Source organism: Chitinophaga oryziterrae, assembly GCF_009758125.1.
Lineage (GTDB): Bacteria > Bacteroidota > Bacteroidia > Chitinophagales > Chitinophagaceae > Chitinophaga > Chitinophaga oryziterrae.
The window spans coordinates 121,547-148,321 of record NZ_WRXO01000012.1; the positions used below are offsets into that span (position 1 = coordinate 121,547).

The 26,775-nt window shown below is 43.3% G+C and carries 26 protein-coding genes; 15 read left to right on the plus strand and 11 right to left on the minus strand.

What is annotated here, in order from left to right:
* Positions 1 to 47 precede the first annotated feature (47 nt).
* Together GO495_RS29090 and GO495_RS29095 are read left to right on the plus strand one after the other, a co-directional pair.
* The gene (locus GO495_RS29090; protein ID WP_157303467.1) at positions 48 to 1,055 is read left to right on the plus strand and encodes a helix-turn-helix domain-containing protein; all 1,008 of its coding nucleotides are present in this window, start codon (positions 48 to 50) and stop codon (positions 1,053 to 1,055) included.
* 50 nt (positions 1,056 to 1,105) lie between these two features.
* Positions 1,106 to 1,660, plus strand: coding sequence for a hypothetical protein (locus GO495_RS29095; protein ID WP_157303468.1), 555 nt, complete (start codon positions 1,106 to 1,108; stop codon positions 1,658 to 1,660).
* Here GO495_RS29095 and GO495_RS29100 read toward each other — a convergent pair.
* Entirely contained in the window at positions 1,653 to 2,402 is a 750-nt protein-coding gene (locus tag GO495_RS29100; protein ID WP_157303469.1) for a hypothetical protein, read from the minus strand. The two genes, GO495_RS29095 and GO495_RS29100, sit on opposite strands and share 8 nt — an antisense overlap.
* 69 nt (positions 2,403 to 2,471) lie before the next feature.
* Positions 2,472 to 3,914 carry a hypothetical protein gene (locus GO495_RS29105; protein ID WP_157303470.1) on the minus strand — a complete coding sequence of 481 codons (1,443 nt, stop codon included), beginning with the start codon at positions 3,912 to 3,914 and terminating at the stop codon, positions 2,472 to 2,474.
* Between the two features lie 277 nt (positions 3,915 to 4,191).
* Here GO495_RS29105 and GO495_RS29110 point away from each other — a divergent pair, with 277 nt between their 5' ends.
* Together GO495_RS29110 and GO495_RS29115 are read left to right on the plus strand one after the other, a co-directional pair.
* Positions 4,192 to 5,193, plus strand: a complete 1,002-nt coding sequence (locus tag GO495_RS29110; protein ID WP_157303471.1) for a helix-turn-helix domain-containing protein — start codon at positions 4,192 to 4,194, stop codon at positions 5,191 to 5,193.
* A gap of 169 nt (positions 5,194 to 5,362) precedes the next feature.
* The gene (locus tag GO495_RS29115; RefSeq protein WP_157303472.1) at positions 5,363 to 6,451 is read left to right on the plus strand and encodes a type I restriction endonuclease; all 1,089 of its coding nucleotides are present in this window, start codon (positions 5,363 to 5,365) and stop codon (positions 6,449 to 6,451) included.
* Between the two features lie 121 nt (positions 6,452 to 6,572).
* Here the strand turns inward: GO495_RS29115 and map are convergent, their stop codons facing one another.
* Positions 6,573 to 7,337, minus strand: a complete 765-nt coding sequence (gene map / locus GO495_RS29120; protein WP_157303473.1) for a type I methionyl aminopeptidase — start codon at positions 7,335 to 7,337, stop codon at positions 6,573 to 6,575.
* Between the two features lies 1 nt (position 7,338).
* Positions 7,339 to 8,583: a DEAD/DEAH box helicase gene (locus tag GO495_RS29125; RefSeq protein WP_157303474.1), complete on the minus strand. Its 1,245-nt coding sequence runs from the start codon at positions 8,581 to 8,583 to the stop codon at positions 7,339 to 7,341.
* 54 nt (positions 8,584 to 8,637) lie between these two features.
* On the opposite strand from GO495_RS29125, the gene GO495_RS29130 reads away from it, so the two are divergent.
* The gene (locus tag GO495_RS29130) at positions 8,638 to 9,306 is read left to right on the plus strand and encodes a DUF1345 domain-containing protein (RefSeq protein ID WP_157303475.1); all 669 of its coding nucleotides are present in this window, start codon (positions 8,638 to 8,640) and stop codon (positions 9,304 to 9,306) included.
* A gap of 1 nt (position 9,307) precedes the next feature.
* Here GO495_RS29130 and GO495_RS29135 read toward each other — a convergent pair whose 3' ends face one another.
* From GO495_RS29135 to GO495_RS29150, 4 genes are all read right to left on the minus strand, one after another.
* Positions 9,308 to 10,207, minus strand: coding sequence for a hypothetical protein (locus GO495_RS29135; protein ID WP_157303476.1), 900 nt, complete (start codon positions 10,205 to 10,207; stop codon positions 9,308 to 9,310).
* A complete protein-coding gene (locus GO495_RS29140; protein ID WP_157303477.1) occupies positions 10,204 to 10,671 on the minus strand; it encodes a hypothetical protein in 468 nt (155 codons plus the stop codon). The genes GO495_RS29135 and GO495_RS29140 overlap by 4 nt, the downstream gene beginning before the upstream one ends.
* 53 nt (positions 10,672 to 10,724) lie before the next feature.
* Positions 10,725 to 11,567, minus strand: coding sequence for a hypothetical protein (locus GO495_RS29145; protein WP_157303478.1), 843 nt, complete (start codon positions 11,565 to 11,567; stop codon positions 10,725 to 10,727).
* A gap of 161 nt (positions 11,568 to 11,728) precedes the next feature.
* Entirely contained in the window at positions 11,729 to 11,986 is a 258-nt protein-coding gene (locus GO495_RS29150) for a DUF6520 family protein (RefSeq protein WP_157303479.1), read from the minus strand.
* 207 nt (positions 11,987 to 12,193) lie between these two features.
* Here GO495_RS29150 and GO495_RS29155 point away from each other — a divergent pair, with 207 nt between their 5' ends.
* The 4 genes from GO495_RS29155 to GO495_RS29170 are packed head-to-tail and all read left to right on the plus strand — an operon-like array spanning position 12,194 to position 15,059.
* Positions 12,194 to 12,874: an NUDIX hydrolase gene (locus GO495_RS29155; RefSeq protein ID WP_157303480.1), complete on the plus strand. Its 681-nt coding sequence runs from the start codon at positions 12,194 to 12,196 to the stop codon at positions 12,872 to 12,874.
* 2 nt (positions 12,875 to 12,876) lie between these two features.
* A complete protein-coding gene (locus GO495_RS29160; protein WP_157303481.1) occupies positions 12,877 to 13,407 on the plus strand; it encodes an RNA 2'-phosphotransferase in 531 nt (176 codons plus the stop codon).
* Positions 13,407 to 14,327: an ADP-ribosylglycohydrolase family protein gene (locus GO495_RS29165; RefSeq protein WP_157303482.1), complete on the plus strand. Its 921-nt coding sequence runs from the start codon at positions 13,407 to 13,409 to the stop codon at positions 14,325 to 14,327. The genes GO495_RS29160 and GO495_RS29165 overlap by 1 nt, the downstream gene beginning before the upstream one ends.
* Positions 14,328 to 15,059 carry a metallophosphoesterase gene (locus GO495_RS29170; RefSeq protein WP_157303483.1) on the plus strand — a complete coding sequence of 244 codons (732 nt, stop codon included), beginning with the start codon at positions 14,328 to 14,330 and terminating at the stop codon, positions 15,057 to 15,059.
* Here the strand turns inward: GO495_RS29170 and GO495_RS29175 are convergent, their stop codons facing one another.
* On the minus strand, positions 15,060 to 15,644 hold the full coding sequence (locus tag GO495_RS29175) for a hypothetical protein (RefSeq protein WP_157303484.1): 585 nt from the start codon (positions 15,642 to 15,644) through the stop codon (positions 15,060 to 15,062).
* A 30-nt stretch (positions 15,645 to 15,674) separates the two neighbouring features.
* Positions 15,675 to 16,670 (minus strand): phosphotransferase enzyme family protein, encoded by a 996-nt coding sequence (locus GO495_RS29180; protein WP_157303485.1) that lies wholly within the window; start codon positions 16,668 to 16,670, stop codon positions 15,675 to 15,677.
* A gap of 123 nt (positions 16,671 to 16,793) precedes the next feature.
* Between GO495_RS29180 and GO495_RS29185 the strand changes: the two genes are divergently transcribed.
* The gene (locus GO495_RS29185) at positions 16,794 to 19,013 is read left to right on the plus strand and encodes an InlB B-repeat-containing protein (RefSeq protein ID WP_157303486.1); all 2,220 of its coding nucleotides are present in this window, start codon (positions 16,794 to 16,796) and stop codon (positions 19,011 to 19,013) included.
* 33 nt (positions 19,014 to 19,046) lie between these two features.
* Here the strand turns inward: GO495_RS29185 and GO495_RS29190 are convergent, their stop codons facing one another.
* Positions 19,047 to 19,565, minus strand: coding sequence for a hypothetical protein (locus tag GO495_RS29190; protein WP_157303487.1), 519 nt, complete (start codon positions 19,563 to 19,565; stop codon positions 19,047 to 19,049).
* Between the two features lie 95 nt (positions 19,566 to 19,660).
* Between GO495_RS29190 and GO495_RS29195 the strand changes: the two genes are divergently transcribed.
* From GO495_RS29195 to GO495_RS29215, 5 genes are all read left to right on the plus strand, one after another.
* A complete protein-coding gene (locus GO495_RS29195) occupies positions 19,661 to 21,235 on the plus strand; it encodes a flavin monoamine oxidase family protein (RefSeq protein ID WP_157303488.1) in 1,575 nt (524 codons plus the stop codon).
* Positions 21,232 to 22,368, plus strand: coding sequence for a pyridoxal phosphate-dependent aminotransferase (locus tag GO495_RS29200; protein WP_157303489.1), 1,137 nt, complete (start codon positions 21,232 to 21,234; stop codon positions 22,366 to 22,368). Before GO495_RS29195 ends, GO495_RS29200 begins: the two co-directional genes overlap by 4 nt.
* Positions 22,365 to 23,345 carry a hypothetical protein gene (locus tag GO495_RS29205; RefSeq protein ID WP_157303490.1) on the plus strand — a complete coding sequence of 327 codons (981 nt, stop codon included), beginning with the start codon at positions 22,365 to 22,367 and terminating at the stop codon, positions 23,343 to 23,345. Before GO495_RS29200 ends, GO495_RS29205 begins: the two co-directional genes overlap by 4 nt.
* 169 nt (positions 23,346 to 23,514) lie before the next feature.
* Entirely contained in the window at positions 23,515 to 25,173 is a 1,659-nt protein-coding gene (locus tag GO495_RS29210; protein WP_157303491.1) for an RICIN domain-containing protein, read from the plus strand.
* Positions 25,174 to 25,496: 323 nt separating this feature from the next.
* A complete protein-coding gene (locus tag GO495_RS29215; protein WP_157303492.1) occupies positions 25,497 to 26,597 on the plus strand; it encodes a hypothetical protein in 1,101 nt (366 codons plus the stop codon).
* The last annotated feature ends 178 nt before the right edge of the window (positions 26,598 to 26,775 follow it).

A 26,775-nucleotide genomic window follows, 5' to 3' on the forward strand; every position in this document is an offset into this window, starting at 1 on the left:
AAGCCTGATAAGTATCAAGATAACCACGTTCGTAACACAACTTTGTTATGGTAACACCGCTATCCAACAGTCCCGAAAAGCTGTTTTACATTGAAAGGGAAGAACCCAGCTATATACCCGTAGCGGCTATTCCTGAAGAATACCTCCAGCTTATTTTACCGTACGCTGGCGTCTATTTTGACAGAGACGAACATTGCGATATGTTAAGCCAACATATCCAGATAGGCCCGTTTTCATTCTGGATCCAGGAAACATATGCTAATGCCGATCTGACTTTATGCCCGTTTACACCACGTCCGATATGGGCTCTTCATTTCATGTATGAAACAAGTGTGCATGTAGAACTATACGAGGATGTCTCTTTTTCTCTTGAGGAAAAGGAATGTAACCTCTTTAATCTTGTATCAGACCTGCACAAAGTGCCTATGGAAGATGGGCAAAAACTCACTTCCTGTCACATTAACATCTTACCAGAAGATCTCCGCACACTGGCCAAAGAATATCCCGCCCTGCGCAGGTTAGCCAGTAAGAAACCAGCGAATATCACCGGTCCTATTAACAAGCAACCTTATTTCATTAATTCCGTTTGTGACTTCCTGATCCAGAAGATGCTTACCTGCCGGCATATAGAAATGCCTGCACATCGCTTCCTGTATCGCTGCTGCCTGGACCTTTTCACAAACTTCGCTTACCAGGATGCTCATGCGTCACAACGATACTTCATTAATGATGTACTAAACTCCAATGCGTTCCGCCAGCTGTTTGATTACCTGGAAGCTTATCCACACAGGAACCATACCATCCCGGAACTAGGTAAAATGTTCGGGCTGGAGACTCCTGTTCTCCGTGAAGGATTCCAGAAGAACTTCGGGATGCAGATCAATGCCTTTATAAAAATGACAAAAATGATCATGGTATTCGAATTACTGACGGAGAAATCAACTACTTTATCCGAAGTAGCCTTTGCGGCAGGATATAAAAGCAGACTTAGCCTGGACAAAGCATTTACAGATTATTACGGCTGTGATATGGAACAGCTAAGAAGAGCCATGTAAGGATGTTACTTTTCAGGTGAAAGTGCTACATAAATACACACCCCAATTTCATGACAGAACAGTTAGCTGACTTACTCGCCGCATTCACCAAACAGTCCAATAAGGAATTATCAGAATACTTTTTTGATAATGCTGAAAAGATCGACTCCCTTATACAGCTCTATACTCATTTTAACCAGCAAACCACCCAGTTGCAGGTAAAGCGCATCCGGGAATTGAAGCGGATCGTACAAACACTTACCGGTGACTACGACTGGCAGAGCCCTGAAGGACTGGAACTACAATACAGCCAGTACAATGTAGAATTACCTGTAATTCTCCTGGAAGGTGGCTTCGAATCTACCAAAGGGAATGCATTAGGGAAATTTGTTGTCAGGATTACGACAAGAACAATACAGGCCTGGAATTATTATGAGGATCAGTTAATGCAGGATTTTCCGGCCATAGAACCTATCATAGCCGGAGATAAAACAACACTGATAGTAAATACTATCAATGGAAATGATGAGACTAAGATCTTAGGCGCACTGATGACGATACATACTTACCTGGTAATGCTTACAAATAAAACAGTCCGTTTATCGCGGGCCATCCATATTAAATAACTATTTCTGCAATATACTGCTGCGCCTTATCTCCCAGTTTCTGCTTTATGGTGTTCCGTACAGTAGCATATACTTCTTTGCTTAACGTACAGGCCATCGAGTTACTGGATACTGTCGCCTTTTCCTTTGAAGACGAGAAGAAAAGGATATGCTTAACCTCGCTGGTAGCAGATAAAATAAACCCCGCCATATGCAATGTAACGGTACCATTCACTTCTTCAGCCATCGCCAACTGGAAAGTCCCTTTTCCTGCGCTATGTGTATTTTTCTCAAATGCAACAATCTTGCTATCAGTATCACTTAAGCTTTGCAGCGCGTCCATTACTTTGGTCACAATAGCCAGGTAATTACCGCCAAATGCCGCGCTGACAATACCCAGGATAGCATTCTTCATTTCAAATAAAGAGCCGGAAGAAGTCACTTCTGAAAACTCATTTGTCTGTACGGCCCAGCCGATGTTCTTCAGCACTTCTGTGTATTTAGCATACCATTCTTTAAGATTCTCAGGGTCCGGATATAAATGTCCGGCCGCGAGCTGTGCCAGCAATGTGGAATCAAGGACGTCCTGCCTGTTGTCCGGACTTACACCCGCTACAAAAGACATGATTGATTTGTTATCGAAATAAGCTTTTTCGTCAATACTCTGGTCAACTGTTTCAGCGCCTCTCATCAAACCTCTGTACGTTTTCTCAGGATAGCTGATCTGCAGCGCATTTATGTAGGACGTAAGATCCTGTGGCATTCTATTAATTTTGGTGGTGATCAATACAATAATGAATACGGGTATCGCAATTTAATCAAATTAAGGATATTAACCGAGCCTCGCCCGCTTCAGGTACATATCCACTAACAATATTGAAAATGTAACACCTAATATCATATTGAATAACTGATATCGCAGTACAACCGGGGATGCCAATACACTAAACCCAAAATGTACGATCCAGTAAAAAGTAGTCATTCTAAAAGCCTGCCTGAAAGCCGGAGCCGTAAATTTCCTTCCGCCTATCAGTAAATATGCGATCCATACACCTGTAAACAGGATGATGATAAATACCATGAATGCAGAATAATAATCAAACAATCGCATTTCACTTTTATCAGATACCGTGTATACTTTATCCGTTTTATACCGGAACCATGTTTGCGCTATTGACCACACACTATCAGCGCCATCATTATAGACCGACATATTCTCTGCAGGAGGGTTCGCATACTGCAGCATATTAGGCCATATATAATACCGGATATATTGCAAAGGATATTGGTTGATGAGGTACTTCCCATATTTATTATACAGCGGAGATACTGCAGCCATCCTCTCCAGATGTACTTTGTTATCCGCTATATGCGCTGCACCGGGAACCGGCTGTAAAGGAGAACCGGGATCCCACAGGTAAAAAGCCATTAGTGGCCTGTCCGGCCGGAAAGCCATGGGAATATGTTGCAGGGAATCCAGGTATATGGTCACCCGCTGATGCACAGCGGCAAACGCAGACGGTACTGTAATGACCGGCCTTACCGGCATATGCGCATAGGCATATACGGCATTACTGGCCATCTGCCATCCACTGAATGCGGAGAATTGCCGGGTACCCATTACTTTGCCGGTCTGCCCTGTTGTATAATAGATGAAACCACTTATCAAAGTGATAATAGCTATGATACTGGCCAGTTTAGTCCTGACTGACACCCCGCAGAATACGATCACTGTAATACTGATCACCGGATAGATCAGTGCATGGTAACGCACCGTAAAAGCCAGTAACAGCACCAGCAAATGTGCCAGCAGTAGCAATCTCCCTGGCTTGTATATCAATTTGAAAAGCTGGGAGATCCAGACCAGACTGATACTGATAAAATAGACATCACTGGTGATATAATTGCTTAAGTATAGAATTGCAGGATTTAAGAATAAGAACGCGAAGATGGTCGCTTTAGCCCATTTACCGGAAGGGGTAAGGTCCAGGATAGTAAAGAAGAAATACAGGGCGCAGCAATGGTAGCATAGATACTGTACGAATACCAGCAGGGTATCTGAATGCGAGAAGAAACCGACAAAACGGACCAGCTTTGCATATCCTACAGGCCACATATTTGCATCCGCGTTAGTATAGGTACTACGCAGATAGTTATATGAATCCTGCATGAAATTGGGGAATGGGTACAGGTATTTAAATAAGAGGAACTGTATTAACATTGTGATTCCCGCAATAAATACGTACCGCTGCCTGTCTTTTAAATGGATTCGCATATTTATGTGTCTGGCTGTAAATAAAGTTACCACAATATTTTTTTACTCGTTAACGAATCATTAACGAACGTCTTTTATCAATTTCCTAGCTTTAGTTTGTAGATAGCAAATGCTGGTAATTTACCAACATAATGTTATTATTTAACTGATTTTCATTGTTTAACTATTCCCAAACCAGAGACAACGACAAAGCATTGTTCGGATCGTATACTCTGGTTGTGCAGTAACCTGAAACAGGCCGTTCCGTGAAAGTGAAAGTCACAAACAGTATTAAATTATGTACCCGCAATTACACGACGAAAATAAACTTCTTTTGGTAGACCGGTTCGCCCAGGACTACCTGCCTGCTACACATGTTTCCCCCGAATACCTGCACCTGGTAATCCCTTATGCAGGTCTTTACTATGAACAGGATGTTGATTACGACATTCTGTCGCAACATATACCCCTTGGCCCCTTTTCCCTCTGGCTGCACGATATCTTTACCAGGAAAGATATCGTGCTTTGCCCTTATTCTCCTTTCCATCTCTGGGCGCTGCATTTTATGTATGAAGACAGCCTGCGGACATCCTTCCAGACAGACGACTTCATACTGGACGAAATGGAATGTAACCTCTTTAATCTCTACGCTGAAATGCACAAGGTCCCCATGCCAGCGGGCAAAAAGATCCTGTCGTTCCATATCAATATCCTGCCGGGAGCATTAAAACAACTGGTACAACGTTACCCTCCCCTCTATTACCTTACTAACAAACACCTGGAAAATGTCAGTGGGATCATCAATCAACGGCCTTATAAGATCAATGCCGTTTGTAACATGCTTATCCAGAACATCCTCACCTGCAAGTATATCGAAGAACAGGCGCATTGCTATCTGTACCGCTGCTGTGTAGACCTCTTCCTCAATTTCGCGCAACAGGATGCCGCCAATCCGGAGCCCCTGCTTTTATCCAATGCAACGAGTGCTAAACTGTTCAACAACATATTCTCTTACCTGGTGGAACATCCTCATCTCGCTCATAGCGTAGCGGAACTCGCCAATATGTTTAATATGCATGGGGCAAGACTGGCACATGGCTTCCGTCAGTATTTCAGTATGGGCATCACTCCATTTATCAAAATGAACCGGATGATGATGATCTATAACCGCATGATGCAAAAGTCATTTACCCTGTCTATGATTGCAGAAGCAACGGGATATAGAAATGCACAGGAGATGGTGAAGGAAGTGGAAGAATATTATGATTGCGATGTACAGGTATTAAGAAGAGGGATGTAAAATATCACTATTAAAGGTTATATTTACCTGATAAAGAATGAGATTCCAATTTTCTTCAAACTAGTCGAACATATTTAATCCTTAAATGTTATCCCATCACATGATATCAGCAAGATCCCTAATACACATTAAAAACATCAACCCCACTTATAATAATAAACTATAAACTATGGACTTTAAAGATCTTATCAAACAACTTGGCGACCGTGTTATCAAGCTTAAAGACCAGGTAAATACGGAAGAAGCCACTAAGAATGCCTTTATAATGCCCTTTATCAAAGAATTGGGATACGATGTTTTTAACCCACTTGAAGTAACTCCTGAACTGGTCGCAGATATCGGTATGAAACAAGGAGAGAAAATTGATTATGCTATTATGGAGAATGGACAACCAATTATTTTGATAGAATGTAAACATCATGCAGCTCCATTAAACGTTCATAACGCATCTCAACTTTTCAGATACTTCCATACAACGAAAGCAAAATTCTCTATCCTGACCAATGGCATTGAATATCGTTTTTATACAGACCTGGTAGAGCCAAACAAAATGGATGAAAAGCCATTTTTTACCTTCAACATCACAGATATAAAAGATAACCAGATAGAAGAACTTAAAAAGTTTCACAAAACTTATTATAACTTCAACAACATTGTAAATACTGCAAGTGAATTAAAATACACAAATGAACTCAGGCTATTACTCACTTCAGAATTCAATAATCCCAGCCCCGATTTCGTCAAACACTTTGCCAGACAAGTATATCCCAGTGTTATTACAGCTAAGATATTAGAACAGTTCACCAACTTAACTAAGAAGTCTATTCAACAAAATATAAATGATCTTATTACCGACCGGTTGAAAACGGCCCTGACTAAAGAGGACGAAGTAACCAAAGAGCAAGAGGCTGCTCAAGCAGTAACAGACCAATCAAAAACTGAAGAAACCAAAATTGTAACTACTGAGGAAGAATTAGAGGCCTTCCTGATTGTAAAAACTATCCTGCGACAAAAAATCAATGCTACCAGAGTATCTCACAGGGATGCGCAATCATATTTTGCAGTTCTTCTTGATAATAATAATCGTAAAACGATCTGCCGGCTTTATCTCGATGGTGCTAAAAAATGCCTTGGAACATTTGACGAACAGAAAAAGGAAATTAAACATAACATTGCAACACTGGATGACATCTTTAAGCTTGCAGATATACTTTTAAAGACCGTGGAAAACTATGACAAAGCCAAGGAATTAGTATAAAAACAAAAAAGCCAGACATGAGTGCCCGGCTACTGCTATATAGACTAAAAATTCAATCAGAAGGCAATGGTAAGACTTTACAAATAAAAATCAGTTAATACGCCGTTAAAAGGATAAAATTTTACTCCCAGATACCATTCATTTCAGTCAGAATGACCGGCTCTCCATCCGTAACAATAATTGTATGCTCGTGCTGAGCAGCATAACCGCCTTTATTGCCTATCAGCGTCCAGCCATCAGGTTGCGTATTGGCAATGGTAGATAGTGTAGAAATGAACGTTTCTATGGCCACTACTCCATTTTTACGGAATTTAGAGCGGTTAAAACGATCCCAGTAATTCGCAATTTCATGCGGGTCCTCATGTAAACTACGTCCTACTCCATGTCCGGTAAGATTACGGATCACTTTATACCCGGATTTCCTCGCCTCTGTTTCAATGAGTTTGCCGATATCTGAAATACGTACATCTCCTTTAATATGATGTATCGCTTTCTGTAAAATACGTTTGGAAGTATCCACCAGCTTCTGGTGATGATGTAAATCCTCTCCCAGCACAAAAGATCCTCCATTATCAGACCAGAACCCACCGAGTTCTGCTGATACATCAATATTCAACAGGGTTCCTTCCTGCAATATTTTCTTCTCAGAGGGAATACCATGCGCAATTTCATTATTAATGCTGATGCAGGTCCAGCCCGGGAAATTATATGTGAGTCTGGGTGCAGATCTGGCCCCTAATTGTTGAAGCACCTCTCCCCCGAAATCATCCAGCTGTTTAGCCGTCATACCCGGTTTTGCGTAGTTACGCATTTCTTTCAGTGTAAGCGCTACTGCTTCACTTATCTTCTTCATCCCATTCAGTTCCTCTTCATTCGTAATCAACATCCTATTTCTTCTTTTTCTTCTTTTTGGCAAACTGTGCTTCCGCTTTATTATGCTCATCTAGCAACAGCTGCCAGTTATCGTTTGGAATATCTTCGGAGAAACTGATCGTTTCCCGGTAATCGTTCTTATCAATCTTCATCACCGTAACCTCTTTCCCTAAATATGTCTGGATAGCATCCAGCACCGGCTTTTCCTCATCACTGCAAAAAGACACGGCCTGCCCCTTTTTCACCCCACGCCCCGTACGGCCTACTCTGTGTACGTAGTTCTCAGGTACATCGGGTAGGTCATAGTTCACTACATAATCTACATCCGGAATATCGATACCACGTGCATTCACATCGGTGGTCACCAACACTTTCACTTCTCCTTTTTTAAACTCGTCCATTACCTGTAAACGGTTATCCTGTTCTTTCCCGCCATGCATGGTCAAGGTCCGGATACCCACACGTTCCATCGCCGCAAACACTCTTTCCGCCCGTACTTTCGTACGTACAAATACGAGGATCTTACTTTCAGGGAATTCCTTAACCAGGCGTTCCAGGAAGAAACGTTTATCATCCATTCCCACATAGGCAACCGCATGCTGTACGTTTTTAGATACAGGGTCCTGTGGGGAGATCTGGATACGGATAGGGTTATATACTACGGAATAGGCAAGGTCTTTAATGTCTTTGTCGATAGTAGCAGAGAAGAACAACGTCTGATGTTTACGGGGTAAATGTTTCATCACATCCCTGATATCGCGGATAAAGCCAAGGTCCAGCATATGGTCCGCTTCATCCAGGATCAGCACCGCTACCTGGCTAAGGTCTATAAAACCCTGACTGATAAGGTCGAACATACGACCGGGTGTAGCGATCAGCACATCTACTCCCTGCGCCAACTTCTTTAGCTGAGGGGCCTGATCTACCCCTCCATGTAAGCCCAGGATATTGAGTTTTGTATATTTCCCTATTTTCTCAAATACTTCTGCGATCTGTATGGCCAGTTCCCTGGTAGGTACCATCACCACACAACGTACTTCTCCTTTCGTTTTCTTCGGATGCCGTTTCTGCAGCATATCCAGGACGGGAATGGCAAAAGCCGCCGTCTTACCGGTGCCTGTCTGGGCTATAGCCAGTACATCGTCCCCCTTCATGATACTGGGGATCGCCTTGAACTGGATATCAGTAGGACGCTTAAAACCCAGCTCTTCCAAACTTCTTTTGATCTCCGGGGATATGTGATACTGCTCGAACTTCATGGGGCAAAGGTAGAATTTTAGTATGAATGCAGTAATTTAACAGAAAATCTGTCCATGCGCGGGAACAAACTCATGTTGCTTCACCCCCTCAACCGTAGTCTGATCAGCCTTGGCTTAACCGCCCTGGTATTTGTATTGATCAGAAATCTTCCCATTACCCCTTTGATACGCATCATGCTTTTATGGGATGTGTTTGCACTCACTTTCATTACTACCTGCTGGATCGTCTTTGTTACCCGTAGCGTAACAGACATCAGGCAGTATGCCAGACAGGATGATGGCAGCCGTCTTTTTGTCTTCGTATTCATCCTGCTGGCGTGTTTCTTCAGTATGCTCCTCGTATTACTGCTGATGTTATCTAAAGAATCCAGCGAAGCCAGTATGTTCCTGTATATTCCGGTAGCTGTAGCGGGGATCTTATTTTCATGGGCCATGGTGCATACGATGTACACCATGCACTATGCTCATATGTATTATGACGATGATGAAGATGATGGGAACAAACATGCCGGGGGACTGGAATTCCCTAAAGAGAATTGCCCGGATTATATCGACTTTGCCTACTTCGCCTTTGTCGTAGGCATGACCTTCCAGGTGTCTGACGTGGAAATCAGCTCCCGCAAAATACGCAGGGCGGTACTATTTCATGGTTTACTGGCTTTCGGGCTCAATACTTTTGTAGTGGCATTAGCGATCAACCTGATAGCAGGGCTCAGAAACTGAGTTATTCCATATTCCAGAATGCCTGCGTAGCAATGGCTCCGGCCCTGCGCAGTCTTCGTTTTTCCCTTAAAGGGCTTACAAGTACCACATACGCATGACGTACATATGGCCAGCCAAAAGCAGCTGTATTGAAAATGATCATGATGGCAGCAAACAATTGAAGTCCCATGAAAATGGCAATACTTACATGCAATAATACTACTGCCAGGTAACCATACGGACGGGAACGGGGCCACCAGATATATAAAGGATATCCTATTTCAATGATCAGTGTACTCCAGCCAATGCATTTGGCTAAAAGCGGGTATTCTGCCATCCAGTGCATATCAAACCGGGCAAACTGTCCCTGCATCAGGGTTTGCCAGATAGCTTCCCCATTCCACCACTGTGCTCCCATCGCCTTCTCTACCCCCGAAGCGAAATATACCAGGCAAAGGTGTAGCTGTAACACACGGATGGCCAGCGTATTCCAGTCATTGGTTTTAATACCGGTCACCGGCATAATGATACAATAGAAGAGCGCTATATGCATAAAGGTCTCCACCCCATACGCGGCCATAAAGCCTGTATTGATAAACATGAACTGTAACGCCCAGGCGACAATAGCGCACACCCGGGTGTATTTGCCAAACAATAATCCCAATAACCCGAGCATATATACTCCCATGAGCATATATACCCAGGTATCAGGACCAGTGCCAGTGGCGGTTGCCAAAGGCTGTAACCAGGAGAGTTGTGGCATATAAGGCGATACGATCTCTTTACTAAGCGACCAGGGAACAAGTCCGTCTGCACCGTACAGTAAAGAGATATTACCAGCCAGCCACAATCCCTGTATCAGTCCGAGGGAAGCAACTGCAATCCTGAAAAACACCAGTGGTCCGGAAGAAGTAGGTTTCATAACTTTTTATAATTCTTAACTAAAAAAGGTTCCCATTTAGGGCTCGCTCCCTGCCGGAAGGAACGCATATCCGGGATTTGTTTACTGATGACGGTCACTCGGACCATTTCCCCTTCAGGGTATTGGCGCATGATATAAGAAGCACAGCTTTTTGCCAGCAGTGACTGTGCTTCATCAATGCTGAAAAAATTATACACTGTCTGAATACGGCGGTTACATTCGGTATTAGCTCCTTCCAGCCGGGTTACCTGCTGATGTGATTTACTATCTGCAATAGTGTATACAACCCCTATTTCATTCCCTATATGCGGCGCGAAAAAGCTGAAGATATTTCCTGCACCGGTAAAATCCGCATAAGCGCTTAACCAGTTTTTACCGCCATACCATTCCTTCAAATGAGCAGCATGTAAGCCCGCTATCAGCAGGTGAAAAGCAGCAAGGCTTATCCAACAGATACGTTTCATAAAAAAAGATTGAATTGAACTTCCCTGAGAAAACAGGGAAGTTCAATGGATAATTAAAATCCTATAATAGCGCCACCGGCAACTTCTTCAATGGTCATCCTGGCAAAGCTTTTGTCAAGACGGGAGAAATTAGCACGGATATCTGTCAGTACTAATGGATCAAAACAACCGATCAGGTTTGGGAAACGCTTGCTGAGGATATCTTTCCATCTGAGACCAACGTAAGCGGTAGTACGTGCACCTGCATCAGGTACTTTGGTAATGTCTCCGATACCGTAGAATCCACGGGTAAAGGCAGGCAGCGTAGTACCGGCGGGTAGTGTAAGACGGAATTTTGCAAGATCAAAACCTGCCAGGTATTTGTCTATGGCATCAGGTTGTAAACCACTGGCGGTAGTCAGGAAAGTTTTGGTAGCCAGCAGTTGCTGGTTCTCTCCGACTTCTGTCACTGCCAGGTCAGCAAATGTTTTGCTGTCTGCTTTTTTGATCAGTTCCGCAGCACGGGCAGCAATGTCCGTGAGGGGGATCATGGTAGGGCAGGTCTTTATCCAGATCTTGTTAAACGGAATGGTAGTGTAGCCAATTTTGTACAACGCTGGAATCGGGCTGGGATAACGTGGGCCACCAAACTGTGTTTCGTCGGACAATGTTCCGTAAACCGATTTGGTAATGTAGTTGTTGGCTGGCAATCCATCAAAACTAAGCAGATATGTATCCGGTGTAAGGTCTTTCAGGATAACATCCAGTTCATCACTGCCGGCAGTTCTTGCACCAGCAGCAGTTTGGGTTTGAGACAACGGTAAAGACTTATCAACCGTTTTTTGATCTTTGGAACATGAGAAGAGCGATAGTGCAGCAATACCTGCCACACCCGCTAACATGAAATGTTTACGCATCTTTTTGGGGTTTGAAATTGAACAATTAAATTTTTGTTGAACAAAATTCAATTAATTCCTTCGTCCCATCACATGCATAAACACCTGATTTGGCCAGGTATTAATACGTGATTAAAGAGATGAGCCACACCGGCTGAGATGCAGCTCATCAGCTTTATATATTATCTAATGAACAGGATCTTTCCGCCTTTACTGGATTTATAAGTGCCAGTAGCAGCATCAAAGTAATAAGTGCAGGTACCAAAATGGTCGAAAGCACATTCATAATCGTACCCTTCTATACCCGCAGGGTAATAGCTGGTGCCCGACTTATAATACTGTGTTTCTTCCAGGTGATTTTTCGTTAACGAGTTTGCCAGTGCGCCTCCGGCTGCCAGGATAATAGCTAATGCCAGTAATGGAAATTTTTTCTTTTTCATCTTGATGGGTTTTACGTTTAGCAGGTGATAGGATTAACAAATGTGGTTACTCAATTAATTGGATGATGAAAGGCCGTGTTTTTTAATGTACGACGAAGATATATTAATCTGCTGCAAGGGTACCGCAGTTCCAAACAATATTTCAGCTAGTAGCATTACAATTTCAATAATACACCTTAACTTTGTGTCAAATCAACGCAAAGAAGCATGAAACCATTCCATAGTTACCAGAATCCTTCACTTGCAATTGACCTTGTAGTGTTTGGTTATCAGCAACGTACATTATCCGTATTGCTGCTAAACAGGAATGAAATGCCGTTTAAAGATACCTGGACATTACCGGGCGCCTTCCTTCAAATGGACGAACGTTTTAAAGATACCTGCTCCAGGGTACTAAAAACAAAGTTAGGGATGGACAATGTGTACCTGGAACAACTGTACTCATTTGATGAACCGGAACGGGATCCACGCGGAAGGGTGATCGCCATCGCACATTATGCGCTCATCAATCCTAAAAACTTTGCCATCACAGCAGGTAGTATGGCAAATGACGTACAATGGTTCGACATACATCAGATGCCCGAACTGGGATTCGATCATCAGGAAATCTTTACGCAGGCACTGCAAAGATTACGTTCCAAGATCCTCTACTTCCCCGTAGGATTTGAATTACTGGACGATCTCTTTACCATGCCCGAATTGCATGAACTATATGAATGCATCCTCGATACGACTATCGACAGGCGCAACTTCAGAAGGAAAATCCTGGATGCACAATATATTATTAACACAGGTAAAAAAAGAGAAGGATTGCAAAACCGCCATCCCGATCTCTACAAGTTTAACAAGAAGCTGCCGAAAAATGCTTTCCAGCTCAACATCAATTAATAATGAACAACAAAACGATCAGCAAATTTTTAAGCCTGATATTACGACACGCTCCTGAAACCATCAACTTACAATTAGATAAAAACGGATGGGCAGATGTAGATGAACTGCTCTCAAAAGCAGCACAACACAAACAACCATTTACTGCAGAAGAACTGGAAGAGGTGGTGGAAACGAACGATAAACAACGTTTTGCTTTTAATGCCGACCATACTAAAATAAGGGCCAGCCAGGGTCATTCTGTTGATATCAATCTTGATCTGCTACCACAGCAACCTCCTGAATTCCTTTTCCATGGCACTGTTGCCAGGTTCCTGGATGGCATTAAAAAAGAAGGGTTACAGAAGATGAGCCGCCAGCATCTGCATCTTAGTCATGATAGGGAAACAGCCGTGAAAGTAGGAAGCCGTCGCGGATCACCGGTGATTTTGAATATCAGAAGCGGACAAATGCATAGGGACGGGTTCCTGTTCTATCTCTCTGACAATGGCGTATGGCTGACAGACAACGTGCCTTCTAAATACATTGACTGATGCGGAACTATATAAAAGATATACTCTATGGTATTGCTACCGGCGATGCATTAGGTGTACCGGTAGAATTTCTTTCAAGGGGGGAAATCGCATTGCGCCCCATCACAGGTATGCAGGGTTATGGCACCCATAACCAGCCTCCGGGTACATGGTCAGATGATAGCTCACTGACTTTCTGCCTGGCGGAAATGTTATGCGGTGAATATGATCTCACCAATCTGGCGAACCGTTTCATCAACTGGAGGAATTATGGGTACTGGACGCCACGCGGCGAAGTATTTGACATTGGCATTGCAACTTCTCATGCCATTAACCGCTTACAGGATGGCATCTCTCCGGTGCTGGCTGGTGGTGATGGCGAATGGAGTAACGGTAACGGCTCATTGATGCGCATCTTACCACTCCTCTTTTATATAAAAGATCTATCTGTCGCAGACCGTTTCAATATCATCGGCGAGGTATCATCTCTTACACACAGGCACAGCCGTTCCATCGTTGCCTGCTTCTTATACCTGGAAATGGCGTTGAATATATTACAGGGCAAAGACAAACAAACTGCTTATACGGAGATGTGTAAAACGGCTAATGACTTCCTGGCCGATGAAAAAGAAGCTTTCAGCAGGGTCCTGTCCGGCGATATCCCTGGTCTTCATATTAATGATATCAAGTCCACAGGTTATGTTGTCCATACCCTGGAGGCTGCCATCTGGTGCCTGCTGAAAACCAATGATTATCAATCAGCTGTGCTCTCTGCCGTCAACTTAGGCGATGATACGGACACCACAGCTGCTGTGACCGGCGGAATCGCAGGTCTGCTCTACGGATGGGAGACCATTCCGGCAGAATGGCTGAATCTTTTAGCAAAAAAGACTAGTATTGACAAGTTGATTATTAACTTGCAGGCCAAAATAGATGTATAAATGGCCCGGACTTTAGTAATTGGTGATATGCATGGTGCAATGAGAGCAGTGAAACAGGTGATTGAAAGGATACAATTGCAATCAGACGATACACTGATCTTTCTGGGTGATTATGTAGATGGATGGTCAGAATCAGCGCAACTGATAGACTTTCTCATAGAACTGCAGGAATATCAGTCCTGTATTTTCATCAAAGGGAATCATGATGCCTGGTGTGAATCCTGGCTGATGGGAGAAACACCCGACCCGACCTGGCTGGCCAATGGCGGACAGGAAACCGTGAACAGCTACTGCGACCATACTTCCGAACAAAAAGCACAGCATATCGACTTTCTCAATCGTATGAAATATTATCATATTGATGAGGAACAACGCCTCTTCGTGCATGCTGGTTTTACTTCCATGAGCGGACCGGCAAGGGAACGCTTCCAGATCACCTTTTACTGGGACAGGACGCTCTGGGAAATGGCGATTGCAATGGATAAACAGATCAGAATGGATGAGCGTATTTATCCGAAGAGATTATTATTATTTAAGGAGATCTATATCGGTCATACTCCTACCACCAATTACGGGATAGAAATACCGATGAATGCCTGTAACGTATGGAATGTGGATACCGGGGCTGCTTTTCACGGGAGGGTATCTGCGCTGGATATTGATTCAAAGGAGTTCTGGCAAAGTGATCCTGTACATCATTTATATCCCGGGGAAACCGGCAGGAATAAATAATTATCTCAGGTACATTTCTTTTTTCACAAGAGAGAAGTTTTCATCTTTTACATCAGCTTCGTAATAATAGAGAGTGCCATCTTCCAGGACGATCCTGTCCTGCAATTCTTCATCACTGATATAATCACAGAAATAAGGTAATACCCATGTTTTTGTAATGCGTCTCCATCGCCCTCTCATATAAGACCAGGTGCTTACATTATAGGAACATCTATGCCTTGATTCCTGGAAGATTGTCAGATCATCCCTTCCGTCATTATTCAGATCGTGTTCATTTACCAGTCTGATCCTTCCTTCCGAGACAGGGAGTGGCCTGATACTATCTGAAGAAAAACGGACGATGTATTTATCGCCTCTGTACAATACAGCATACGCCACATCTACCTGGTGATCTCCGTTAAAATCACCTTCAATACGTAATGTATCGGGAATTTTTTCCGTCAGTTGAGGAGGAGCTGGCATCGTCATTAAACCTGTGTCCGCTTTGGCCTGGACTGCTACTTTTGTTGGCTGATGCCTGTTTCTTTCTTCCGGATCATTACAGGATAATGCAAAGAATACCAATACAATCAGGCATTTGTTCATAGGATTTACTTCATTACTATCGTAAAAGTATCAATTTCCCTCGGGCAGTTGATGATAATTATACCACCTCCTGATTAAAAGATTAATAAACAGTTTGACATGGATCTCATTCAGGAATGTATTACTCCAATTTTCATACCTGTTACATTGTATACCCAGGAAAAAGATAAATACGGACAACCCAAGTACAGGTATTGCGTTCCTTTCGGCTTCACTGATGGGAGTAATACTCTCATATCCGTCCAGGAAACTCTTTAACTTAAGCTGATATTCGGTTTCCTCTTTCTCTATTTTATGCAGTTGCATAACATAATAGCCGATATCCAGGCATAACCATCCGTTTCCACAGAAATCGAAATCAAAAATGGTAATATCACCATTATTATCGAAATGCATATTATCATACCATATATCCAGGTGAACGATCCCTCTCCTGAGTGTACTAGTACTCAATTCATCCAACTGTGTTACCAGATAACGCTTTACTTTTTCGAGGAATACAAATTCATCCGCACTATTATCGATGAAGGGTTGTATGCGGACGACTGCCTCTTCCAGCATGATAGCTGCATTATAAGTTACCCTGTTTATATTTTGGTTGTGGTTTACCAGGTGCATTTTAGCCATTGCCACGCCTACCCTGTAATGAATATCTGTAGAATAAGATAATGACTTTCTTCCTGGTGCATACGAGAACAATACGCCATACCTTTTACCTTCAGGCGCAGTCAGTTCCTGTATATAATTATCATCTGTATCCTGAACTGGATAAGAAACCGGTATCCCATGCTGCTTCAGGTTATCCAGCAGTTTTATTTCTTCTTCTATCTCTGTTACAGAGCGCCAGTTTAAAGTATAAACACGAAGGACGAATTTAGTATCACCATCAGTGATCAGGTAACTATGATTCACGCCTGCCTTTAATAAACTACAGGTAGTATTTATACTCAGGTTGTACCGGGATTGCACAAACGTAGCCAGATGGGTAGCGGACAAAATGGAACTCGAAACGGGAAAGGAAGTCATGCTGCAATTTGCATATAACTATGTATTTGTCCAAATTAAATCGGGAACGATTGCGTAAATAATTCCGTACAATCCGCGCTGATGGCGTGTCAAATCCTGTAATTTCAAATAAAAATATCCGTTATGAAAAAGCATTTACTCACAATGTTATGCCTTGCCATTGGAGGTATAACCCAAGCCCAAACATTGTATGTTTCCCCCGGCGGTTCATCTTCCAACTCCGGTACTTCTATCAGCGCACCTACTACACTGGACAATGCGTTAGCTACCGTAACGGCAGGTGGTACTATCTATATGCGTGGAGGTACATATAGTTATTCTACTTCTATCGTTATTGCAGATACGAACAATGGTACTTCATCTGCCAACAAAAACGTGATAGCATATGGTACTGAAGTACCTGTCATCGATTTCTCTTCACAGGCTGTCGCGGATGCCAACCGTGGTGTAGTACTGGATGGCGACTACTGGCATTTTACAGGTATTACCATTTCATCTGCCGGTGACAATGGTATGCTGTTATCCGGTAACAACAACACCATTGAGAAATGTATTTTCAGCAAAAATCATGATAGTGGTCTTCAGTTGAGCCGCTACAAAACAACGAACACCGCCATTAGTCAGTGGCCATCCAACAACCTCGTGCTCAACTGTGAGGCCTTCGATAATCAGGACCCTGGCAATGAAAATGCAGATGGTTTTGCTGCGAAACTCACTTGTGGTACAGGAAATATTTTCCGCGGATGTATTTCTCATAATAATATTGACGATGGCTGGGATTTCTATGCCAAAACAGAAACAGGGCCTATTGGTCCGGTGACTCTGGAAAACTGTGTATCTTATAATAACGGCGTGTTAAGCTCTGGTACTACTTCCGGTAGTGGTGATAAAAACGGTTTTAAATTAGGTGGTTCCGGTATTGCCGTGAATCATATTGTACGCCGTTGTGTCGCTTTCGGAAACGGACATCATGGTTTTACTGATAATGATAATCCTGGTAATATAGAAGTCACGAACAATACCAGTTACAACAATGCAGAATCCAATTTTAATTTCAGGACAGGCAGTACAGCTACATTTAAAAACAATTTATCTTTCAATGCCGGTTCCAGCGACAAATCCAACGGTACAGATGTGGGTACTTCCAATGTATGGTGGAAGAACAATGTCAGCACTAACAGCGGCAGCCTGGTAGTGAGCAGTGCGGACTTCGTCTCTTTAACCGCCAGTGTAACAAAGAACAGCGATGGAACTCCTAACCTGGGAAACTTCCTCGCACTGGCCACCGGCAGTGATATGATCAATGCAGGTGTTACTGCTACGGGTATTACTTACAATGGTTCTGCACCAGACCTTGGCGCCCGTGAATCCGGCAGCACTACTACCAATCCCGGTACATATACGCTTAGCTTAACAGCCTCTCCCTCTGCTGGTGGTACCATCACTGCCAGTCCTTCTGCCTCTTCTTATACTTCCGGCACTGTAGTTACCTTAACGGCTACTCCTGCCAGCGGTTATACATTTACCAGCTGGAGCGGCGGCGCCAGTGGCACATCTGCCAGCACTACCGTTACCATCACCGCCAACACTTCCGTAACGGCTACCTTTACCGCTACTTCTACAGGAGGAGGCAATACGCTGCGTATCGATGATGCTGCCACCACCACCAGCGGCTACTGCGGAGCGGATGGCAGTCGTCAGAACTCTTACACGGGTGCAGATGGCGGTTACTACATCAACCTTTCTAATTCAGCCTCTAAAGGGGTAAACTATACAGTAAACGTTCCTGCAGCAGGTACTTATTCCTTTGTATGGAGATATGCTAACGGAGGCAGCACCGTATCTACTATCGCCCGTCTATTAGTGAATGGCAGCGCGGTTAATAGCAGCGTATCTTTCCCTGTCACTTCTTCCTGGACAGCCTGGACAACCACCGGTGCGATAACAGCCACCCTGGCAGCAGGTAACAATATCGTACGAATAGAAACAACCGAAGCAAAAGAATTCGCCAATATAGACTGGATGGAAGTAACGGGTACAACACCCACAGCAGGTGCTTGCAGTTCATCATCACGCGTGGCTGCTACACATGACTTTGTGCCTGTATTAAGCAATGTATACCCCAATCCGACATCCGGCCTTTCATCCATTGTTTTCTACAACAAACAACAAGAGAGGGTGATCATCCGGGTATTTAATTCAAATGGACTGCTGGTAAAAACACTGGTAGATAAATCCTTCCCTGAAGGGAATAACCAGTTGACATTTGATGTGAATGGATTGGCAAGTGGGGTGTATTTTATTAAAGTAAATGATGCTACATTACGATTGGTAAAAGAATAATATAAAAAAGCGGGAACCTCACAGTTCCCGCTTTTAAAACTTACATTCTTCTCCCGGTTTCAACTCTCGTCCTCTCTGTTTCTCCGCTACTGCAAATGCTTCATCTCCCAGTACATGAAACCCTTTAGGTGCTTTGGATTTCGGTCCCTTATAAATACCTACAAATGGCTTTGAATATACACGGCGGCTCACCGGATCTGTCATTTTAAAGAACTGTACATACCAGCCCTGTACTATACTATTATCCGGGGGTGGTTTAGGTGCAGCTGCTTTCTCCCTGTTACGTAATATCTGTTCCAGCGATACCTTCTCTACATCAGCGGGTTTGAAAAAAAATACTCTTTTTCCTTTTAAAGATTGCCCGGTAGCGCTTTTAAATACTCCGCCATGATGCCATTCTGTTGCAAAAGGAGATAATTCCAGCGCAGTGATCTTCATCTTGAACTTCTTTGTCAATAACGCAGCGACCTCTCCTGCCTTCAGCAACTTCTTATCCTCAGCATCCTGGTAATTTTCAGACTTCCCCTGCTGCAGATATTTACTCATTTTCATGGTGGGAAGTTACAAATAACCGTTCAACAAATTTCCTGCACAACAATCCCCAATAATTCCTACTTTGTTAAAAGGAAGTATTTAAACATCAACCAATGTCTATTTCGAGGAGAGATTTCTTAACCCAAACCGGTAAGATTGCTGCTGCATACCCCGCCATGCTGGCACTGGGCATGCTAAAAGAATCCCCTGCCCATGCTTTCGATCTTAAAGGAAGCGGCAAAGGCAAACACATCGTTATCCTGGGCGCTGGTCTCGCAGGACTTACATCTGCTTACGAACTAAGCAAGTTAGGGTATCAATGTACCATCCTGGAAGCCAGAAACAGGGCCGGAGGCCGCTGCTGGAGCATACGAAAAGGGGCTGAACAACACGAAACAGACATCCCCACACAAACCGCCACCTTCGACGAAGGGCAATACTTCAATGCAGGCCCTTCCCGTATTCCTCACCACCACGAGCTGACACTACATTATTGCCGGGAACTGAACGTCCCCATACAGGTATATAACAATGTGAATGAAGCAACTTATTATTTCAGCGAGGGGAAAGGACCGCTATCCAATAAAAAAGTCCGTGCCAGGGAAATACATAATGACATGCGGGGATATACCACTGAATTACTCGCTAAGGCCATAGATCAGCAATCATTGGATACCGCCCTCACCAAAGAAGATACTCAGAAGATACTCGAATACCTTCGTGCCGAAGGCGGACTCGATATAGATAAACTCTACAAAGCATCTGACAGAAGAGGATATATAGAATCTCCCGGTGCCGGAGATAAACCAGGTAAGATAGCAGACCCGCACAAACTGGCTGATATTATCTCCTCCGGGCTCGCTGATCCCGACTTCTACAATGTGGCAGAATATACCTACGAACTGCAGATGACCATGTTCCAGGCTATCGGGGGGATGGATAAAATAGCGCAGGCTTTATCTCAAAAAGTACAGAATATCCATTTCAACTGTGAAGTAACCGCCATTTACAACCAGGAACAAGGGGTGAAAATCACCTACAAGGAGAAAGGGGCAGAAAAAGAATTATTGGCGGACCTCTGCATATGTACCTTACCTTTGCCTGTACTAAGCAACGTTCAGCATAATTTCTCATCAGACGTAAGCAGGGCCATCGATTATATCCCCTATATCGCCACAGGCAAAATAGGATTACAGTTTAAAAGACGTTTCTGGGAAGAAGATGAACAGATTTACGGTGGTATTACACATACCAACAATGAACTGACTCAGATCTTCTACCCTTCCTACGACTACCTCGGCAAAAAGGGCATCTTACTGGGATACTACAATTTCAACGATAAAGCCAGACATACAGGCAACCTTACTCACCAGCAACGGGAACAACTCGCACTGGAAAAAGGCAGCCTGATACATCCGCAATACAAACAGGAATTTGAAAAGTCGTTCTCTGTCAGCTGGCACAAAACAAAATACAGCATGGGTGGCTGGGGATTATACACCAGCGCTACCCGGCAAACGCTCTACAAAAGCCTGCTACAGCCTGATAAACAGGTATACTTTGCCGGAGAACATACTACTTACTTAAATGCCTGGATGGCCGGCGCTTTTGAATCCGCCAGAAGAACAGTAGCTGATTTGCATGGCCGTACAACAGAACAACACATACCAAAAACTACACCGCTATGAACAGACGTAACTGGTTAAAGAACACCGCACTACTTACAATGCTTCCTCCGGTACTCAGCCGTCTACCGGCAGCGCCAATACCTGCTCCTATACAACACAGGCTCCGTGAAATGGCATTACCCATGCCTACAGACCTGAAAGCCAGATTATTTGCCAACGAGAATCCTTTCGGGCCCTCTGCCAAAGCCAAACAGGCGATGATAGACAGCCTGAGCACCAGCTATCAATACCAGCTCAACCAGGTACAGGACCTGGAAGCAAAGATCTGTGCCTATGAAGGGATTGACAGTAAAATGCTGGTGACAGGCGCCGGTTCTTCTCCCCTGTTGTTAGGCACAGCGTTGGCATTATGTTCAAAAGGCGGGAACGTGATAACGGCTGATCCTACTTATGAGGACCTCCCGACACGATGCGAAAATGTTGGTGCAAAGTGGATCAAAGTTCCCCTTACCAAAGACTATAAACACGATCTGGACGCTATGGAAAAGGCGATCAATGCAGATACCAAACTCGTGTATATCTGCAATCCTAATAACCCTACCGGCACTATCGTAGACACGGACAAACTGAAATCATTCTGCGAAAGGGTATCCAAAAAGGTTACCGTTTTTGTAGATGAAGCATATATCGACTATCTCCCTGATCCGAAATCCTCTACATTGATCAGCAGTGTAAAAAGCGGACAGAATATAATCGTAGCACGTACCTTCTCTAAGATATATGGACTGGCTGGCATGCGTATTGGTTACGTAATCGCTCAACCGGAAATGATCGCCTTACTCGGCAATTACGCTGATTCCGGTTTATTCCTTTTATCGGCGCCTTCCGTTGCTGCTGCTGCTGCCAGCTATCAGGATACTGCCTACATGCAGGCAACCCAGCAGAAAACCGCTGCCAGCAAACAATACCTGTACGATACCTTAAAGGCCGAAGGATATACCTATATCCCTTCCAGCACCAACTTCGTTATGTTCCCGCTGAAAATGGACGGTACACGGTTCACAGATGAAATGATGAAACGTGGAGTAGGGTTGCGTCACTGGAAACTAAACAATGAAGAATGGTGCCGTATCAGTATCGGCCGTATGGATGAAATGCAAGCATTTGCTACCGCTTTTAAAGAATTATCATGAGAATATATATCCTTCCCTTTTTGCTCCTCATCACTTGTCAGCTATCGGCACAAACACGTCCTATGCGGGCGGAAGAATACGACAAGTGTAAAACCTTTACTGTAAAAGATCTCGACAACGATACTTATGTCAAGTTCAATAATGCCTATGTCCTTGACCGTTATGAAATGCGTAAGCCTTATATCATTACCGGTGATGACGGACTCAAAAAACGCATAGATCTTTATCGCCTGGTGGCAAAAGACAGTATGCTGGATATTGGTACTATGATTTTTTACACCAATGAAAAAGGCAAATTATACAGCGCTGTAATGCCCATCTTCAATACTAATCCGGAAATCTGGAATAAGTATTTTGAAGATATCCATGCTATAGATAAAGAAGAAAGGAACTTCGTACTGAAGCTCTCTTATGTATTATCCAAAGAGTTCAGCTTTCAGTTGTACAAATCTATGAATGGCGGGAAAGATGTAAAAGGAGAATCAGGCACCTATGGAACCGATATCTGTTTCCCGGGAGATCAGTTAGTAACACTGGCTGATGGTTCTCAAAAAGAGCTGCGCAATATTGTCATTGGCGATAAAATCTCCAGTCTGGATGCGGAGACACACCAACCTGATATCGTTACTGTGAAAGAGCTGACTGTACACACGCCAAAGAATTATGCCATTACACAATTACTGGTGATGAATGCTACGCAAACAGATAATTTAACGGCCCATACCGTAACTCTCTCAGGGAAAATATTAAAGGCGACCCCTAATCATCCTGTGCAAACAGTAAGTGGTAAAAAAACGATCGGTGAAGTAGCAACGGGTGATGAGTTATTATGTATGGACGACAAAACAAAAGCCTTCCGTACTTATACTGTCATCAACAAAACCGAATCTGCCGGCGGGTTACAACCTGTTTATAACATCGTCACAGATAAAGGGAGTACGTTCATTATGAATGAAGTAATGGTATTGCAGAAATAATTTACACAGCACGGTAAGATATGGGAACAGGCACCGGAATTTCCCTCTCCGGTGCCTGTTCCCGGCCGTATCCGCCAGAATGAGTATTTATAGAGATATTCCCTGAGTATATGTCCCCCGAAGCCCAATAGTATCCTATATTTGATTAACCTTAAAATAACCCACTGATATGAGAAAGACATTTATGTATCTCATAACCCCTTTCGTTTTTATTACCCTGCAAAACTGTAACAAAACACAAACGAAACTGGTTAATGAATCCTTACAGGCATCTACTGCGCTTGCTGCTACTACAATTAGTGATTATGATATTTATACTTTTGAATGCCTGGCAGGAGGCAAATACATGGAGGTCTCCGGACTTCCTGCGTATAATGAAAAATACAGTGATCAGCGCGGGATCACTCAGTATGCCAGCTCCATATCCAACGGTAATATCGATGGCTGGCAAAGATGGCATATCATCTATAAGAGTACCGTTAACAACATTAAATATTACTACATCAGGAATGTATTCAGCGGTAAATTACTTGATCTGCCCGGCGCTTCACAGACAGCAGGTACACAATTACAGCAATACGCTGAGTTTATTTTCCCTGCTGATGAACAGCTATGGAGTATAACGGCTATGGATTCTGCCAATGTCTATCGCATTACTAACAAAGGCAGTGGTATGGCCATTACTGCCAGCTCCACATCCAATGGTAGTGCGATCACACAGGAAACTCCGGGCACAGGTGACAATCAGAAATGGCGGCTTGTGAAACGCGATGCTGATACTTACCGCGATGATAACGTTGTACGGTTCTTTAACAGAAATGATCCTTCACAGGGATCAGTTGCATTTGATGAAGGCACCAGTATTCCTTTAAGCAATGGTAATGTGCTATGGGTAACACAGGATGCCTGGGATGGAGCTTCTTTACAGCCTAATGGTAAATTCAGTTGTAGCTCCTTCTTTAGCTATGGCAATTCGATCTTAATCCAGCCGACTGCAAGTAACTGGTGGCCCTGGCTTGATATCACTATCAATATGACCCGCGATTCCAGCGCTCAGAACAGACCGAAACAGATCTGTGATATTCAGGCTGGTAATACGTTTGCGTGGCCGGGTCCCGGAATGCAAATAGGGGACCATGTATATCTGCAGTGCGGAGAGGGTTCGGGCTTAGTTGCTACCAATCAATCGCTGTATGACCTGATGCCGAAAAGTGGCAGCAAGTGGCAGGTCAAAAGAACATTACCGGCAGGAATGAGCGGTCAGGCAAGCATCCTCTATTCAGCAGGCATGGTGAAAGCGGATGATGGTTATGTGTATGCATTCGGAACACAGGGAACGGGGTTCGGTTATACCTGTAATGTACATGTAGCCCGCTTTCCAATAACGAATCCTCAATTATGGACATTCTGGAATGGTACCGGTTGGGTTAATGCACCGGTATCCGGTGACGCAGCCAGAATAACAGACGGATTAGGTACAGCTACCATTGCTTATGTAAATGGCAAATATGTGATGGTAACCATGGACCAGGGTTTTAACTGTGATAACAGCAGGAATATATATACAGCAACCAGTAGCAGTCCTACAGGACCTTTTACCACACGTACGCAGGTGTATACTATCAATGAATACTTATACGGTAATTATGCACGGTATTATACACCCGCAATACATCCGGAGTCTGTCAACGGACGCAACGAGTTACTTGTTACTTATTGTCTTAATTTCTCTGCCTGTGGCGTAGAAGGCTGTGTTGACGGGTATCTTGATCCATATTTTTACCGTGTAAAAGGTGTGCGTGTACCTTATGCAAAGATTGGTTTGTAGATAGCGATTAGTGTATTCCATCAGGAGCCTTTTATGTGTTGTTACAAAATGCAATATGTTTTGCCACAAACATATTGAAGGTGCATTAATTATTTTTGATACCCTCTCCTCCTTTACAACAATTCCCTGCACCCCATTGCAGTTATCCCTGAATGAACAAAATGGTTTTCCGTTTTTGGAAATGAACAGAGTGGTTCTTGGCATTCCAATCCCCGAAAATATCTTTGCTTCAGATTTAAATCAAATTACACTTTAGAGTTAATCTCCTGCAGGATTTAACCCACATTTCTCATCTTAACAATTAAAAGATGCCAAATTTAAACATGTCTCGTTTCGAGACACTGGTTCATGCTGCCCCGCAACAGCAATTCTTACCCATCGATCAGCAGGACATTGATGCTATCATATTCGAATTGATCGGGGAGAAAGAGCAGATACTGGAAGCGCTGGACAGATGTACTGATGAAAAAGCAGTAGAACATTATGTGAGAACAAGGCAACACCAGCTGGTGCGCCTGATGGACTTTGTAATGGAAACGAATGATGATATCAGTAAACACATTTTCAGATCCTTGGGGGAGTTGCTTAACTTCCTGGAGAAAGATTTCTCTCGCTACCTGGATGAAGATTGCCAGCTTCCGGAGGCCTATCTGACAATTATCCGGGAAGTCATGATTGATGAGATCGAGCTTGTCAGCTATAAAATAGCCAATCTCGATGAGCAGTTAAAGGGTATCGTAATGAAGCCTTACGAGGTATTTCTCCCCGATGAAGTGCGTGATTCCATGTTCACCTATCACGAAGTGTATTACCTCCAAAAGCTGGTGCATGAATTATATGAAATGCTGACAGGGACAGCAATAATTGAGGATGTACAACTGTTACTATTGCAATTCGATTTTAATGATCCTGAATATTTCAGTTATTTCATTGACATACTCAGGCAGAATATTGATGAAGCAATCAGTATCAAAGATAAAAAAGAGAAGATCTTTTTATTCAAGAAGTACTTTAACCAGATCACTGTTCATCCGGGCATGTATCTCAAAAAGCTGCACAAACCACTTAAAGAACAACTCGAATCCTGGTTGTTGGCAGAGCTTAGCTACCTGGAGAACTATGAGGGATTATTGACTGGTGGATATTTGCCGGGAGAACTGGATATATGGAAAGAGTTTAAGGTACAGACAACTCTTAGCGTACCTCAATTAGGCCGCCTGGTTGGGTTGTTGTTAACATCAGGAATTATTCTCAATAAGAATAAAAAAGAGTTAGCCAGCTTCTTCTCCGCTTTTTTCACCTCACCTAAGAGTGATATTGTCACGATGGACCATGTCCGCAATTCTTTTTACGATAGAAGTATTGGACTGGCAAATTCCATACGTGACATACTTGCTAAACTGATAAATTTGTCCAGGGAATGAAACTATTTTTATAAAATATTTCATTGACAATCAATTTGTTTGCAGGGCTTGTGCAAGTCCTGCAAACATTATCCATTGTTTATTTTACTTCATTTGCTTCATCAATCAATCAAAATCTATGTCCAGAGAGTGGCCCACTAAACAATCTCTCTATCTCTTTAGAGCAGGTCTTTTTCGT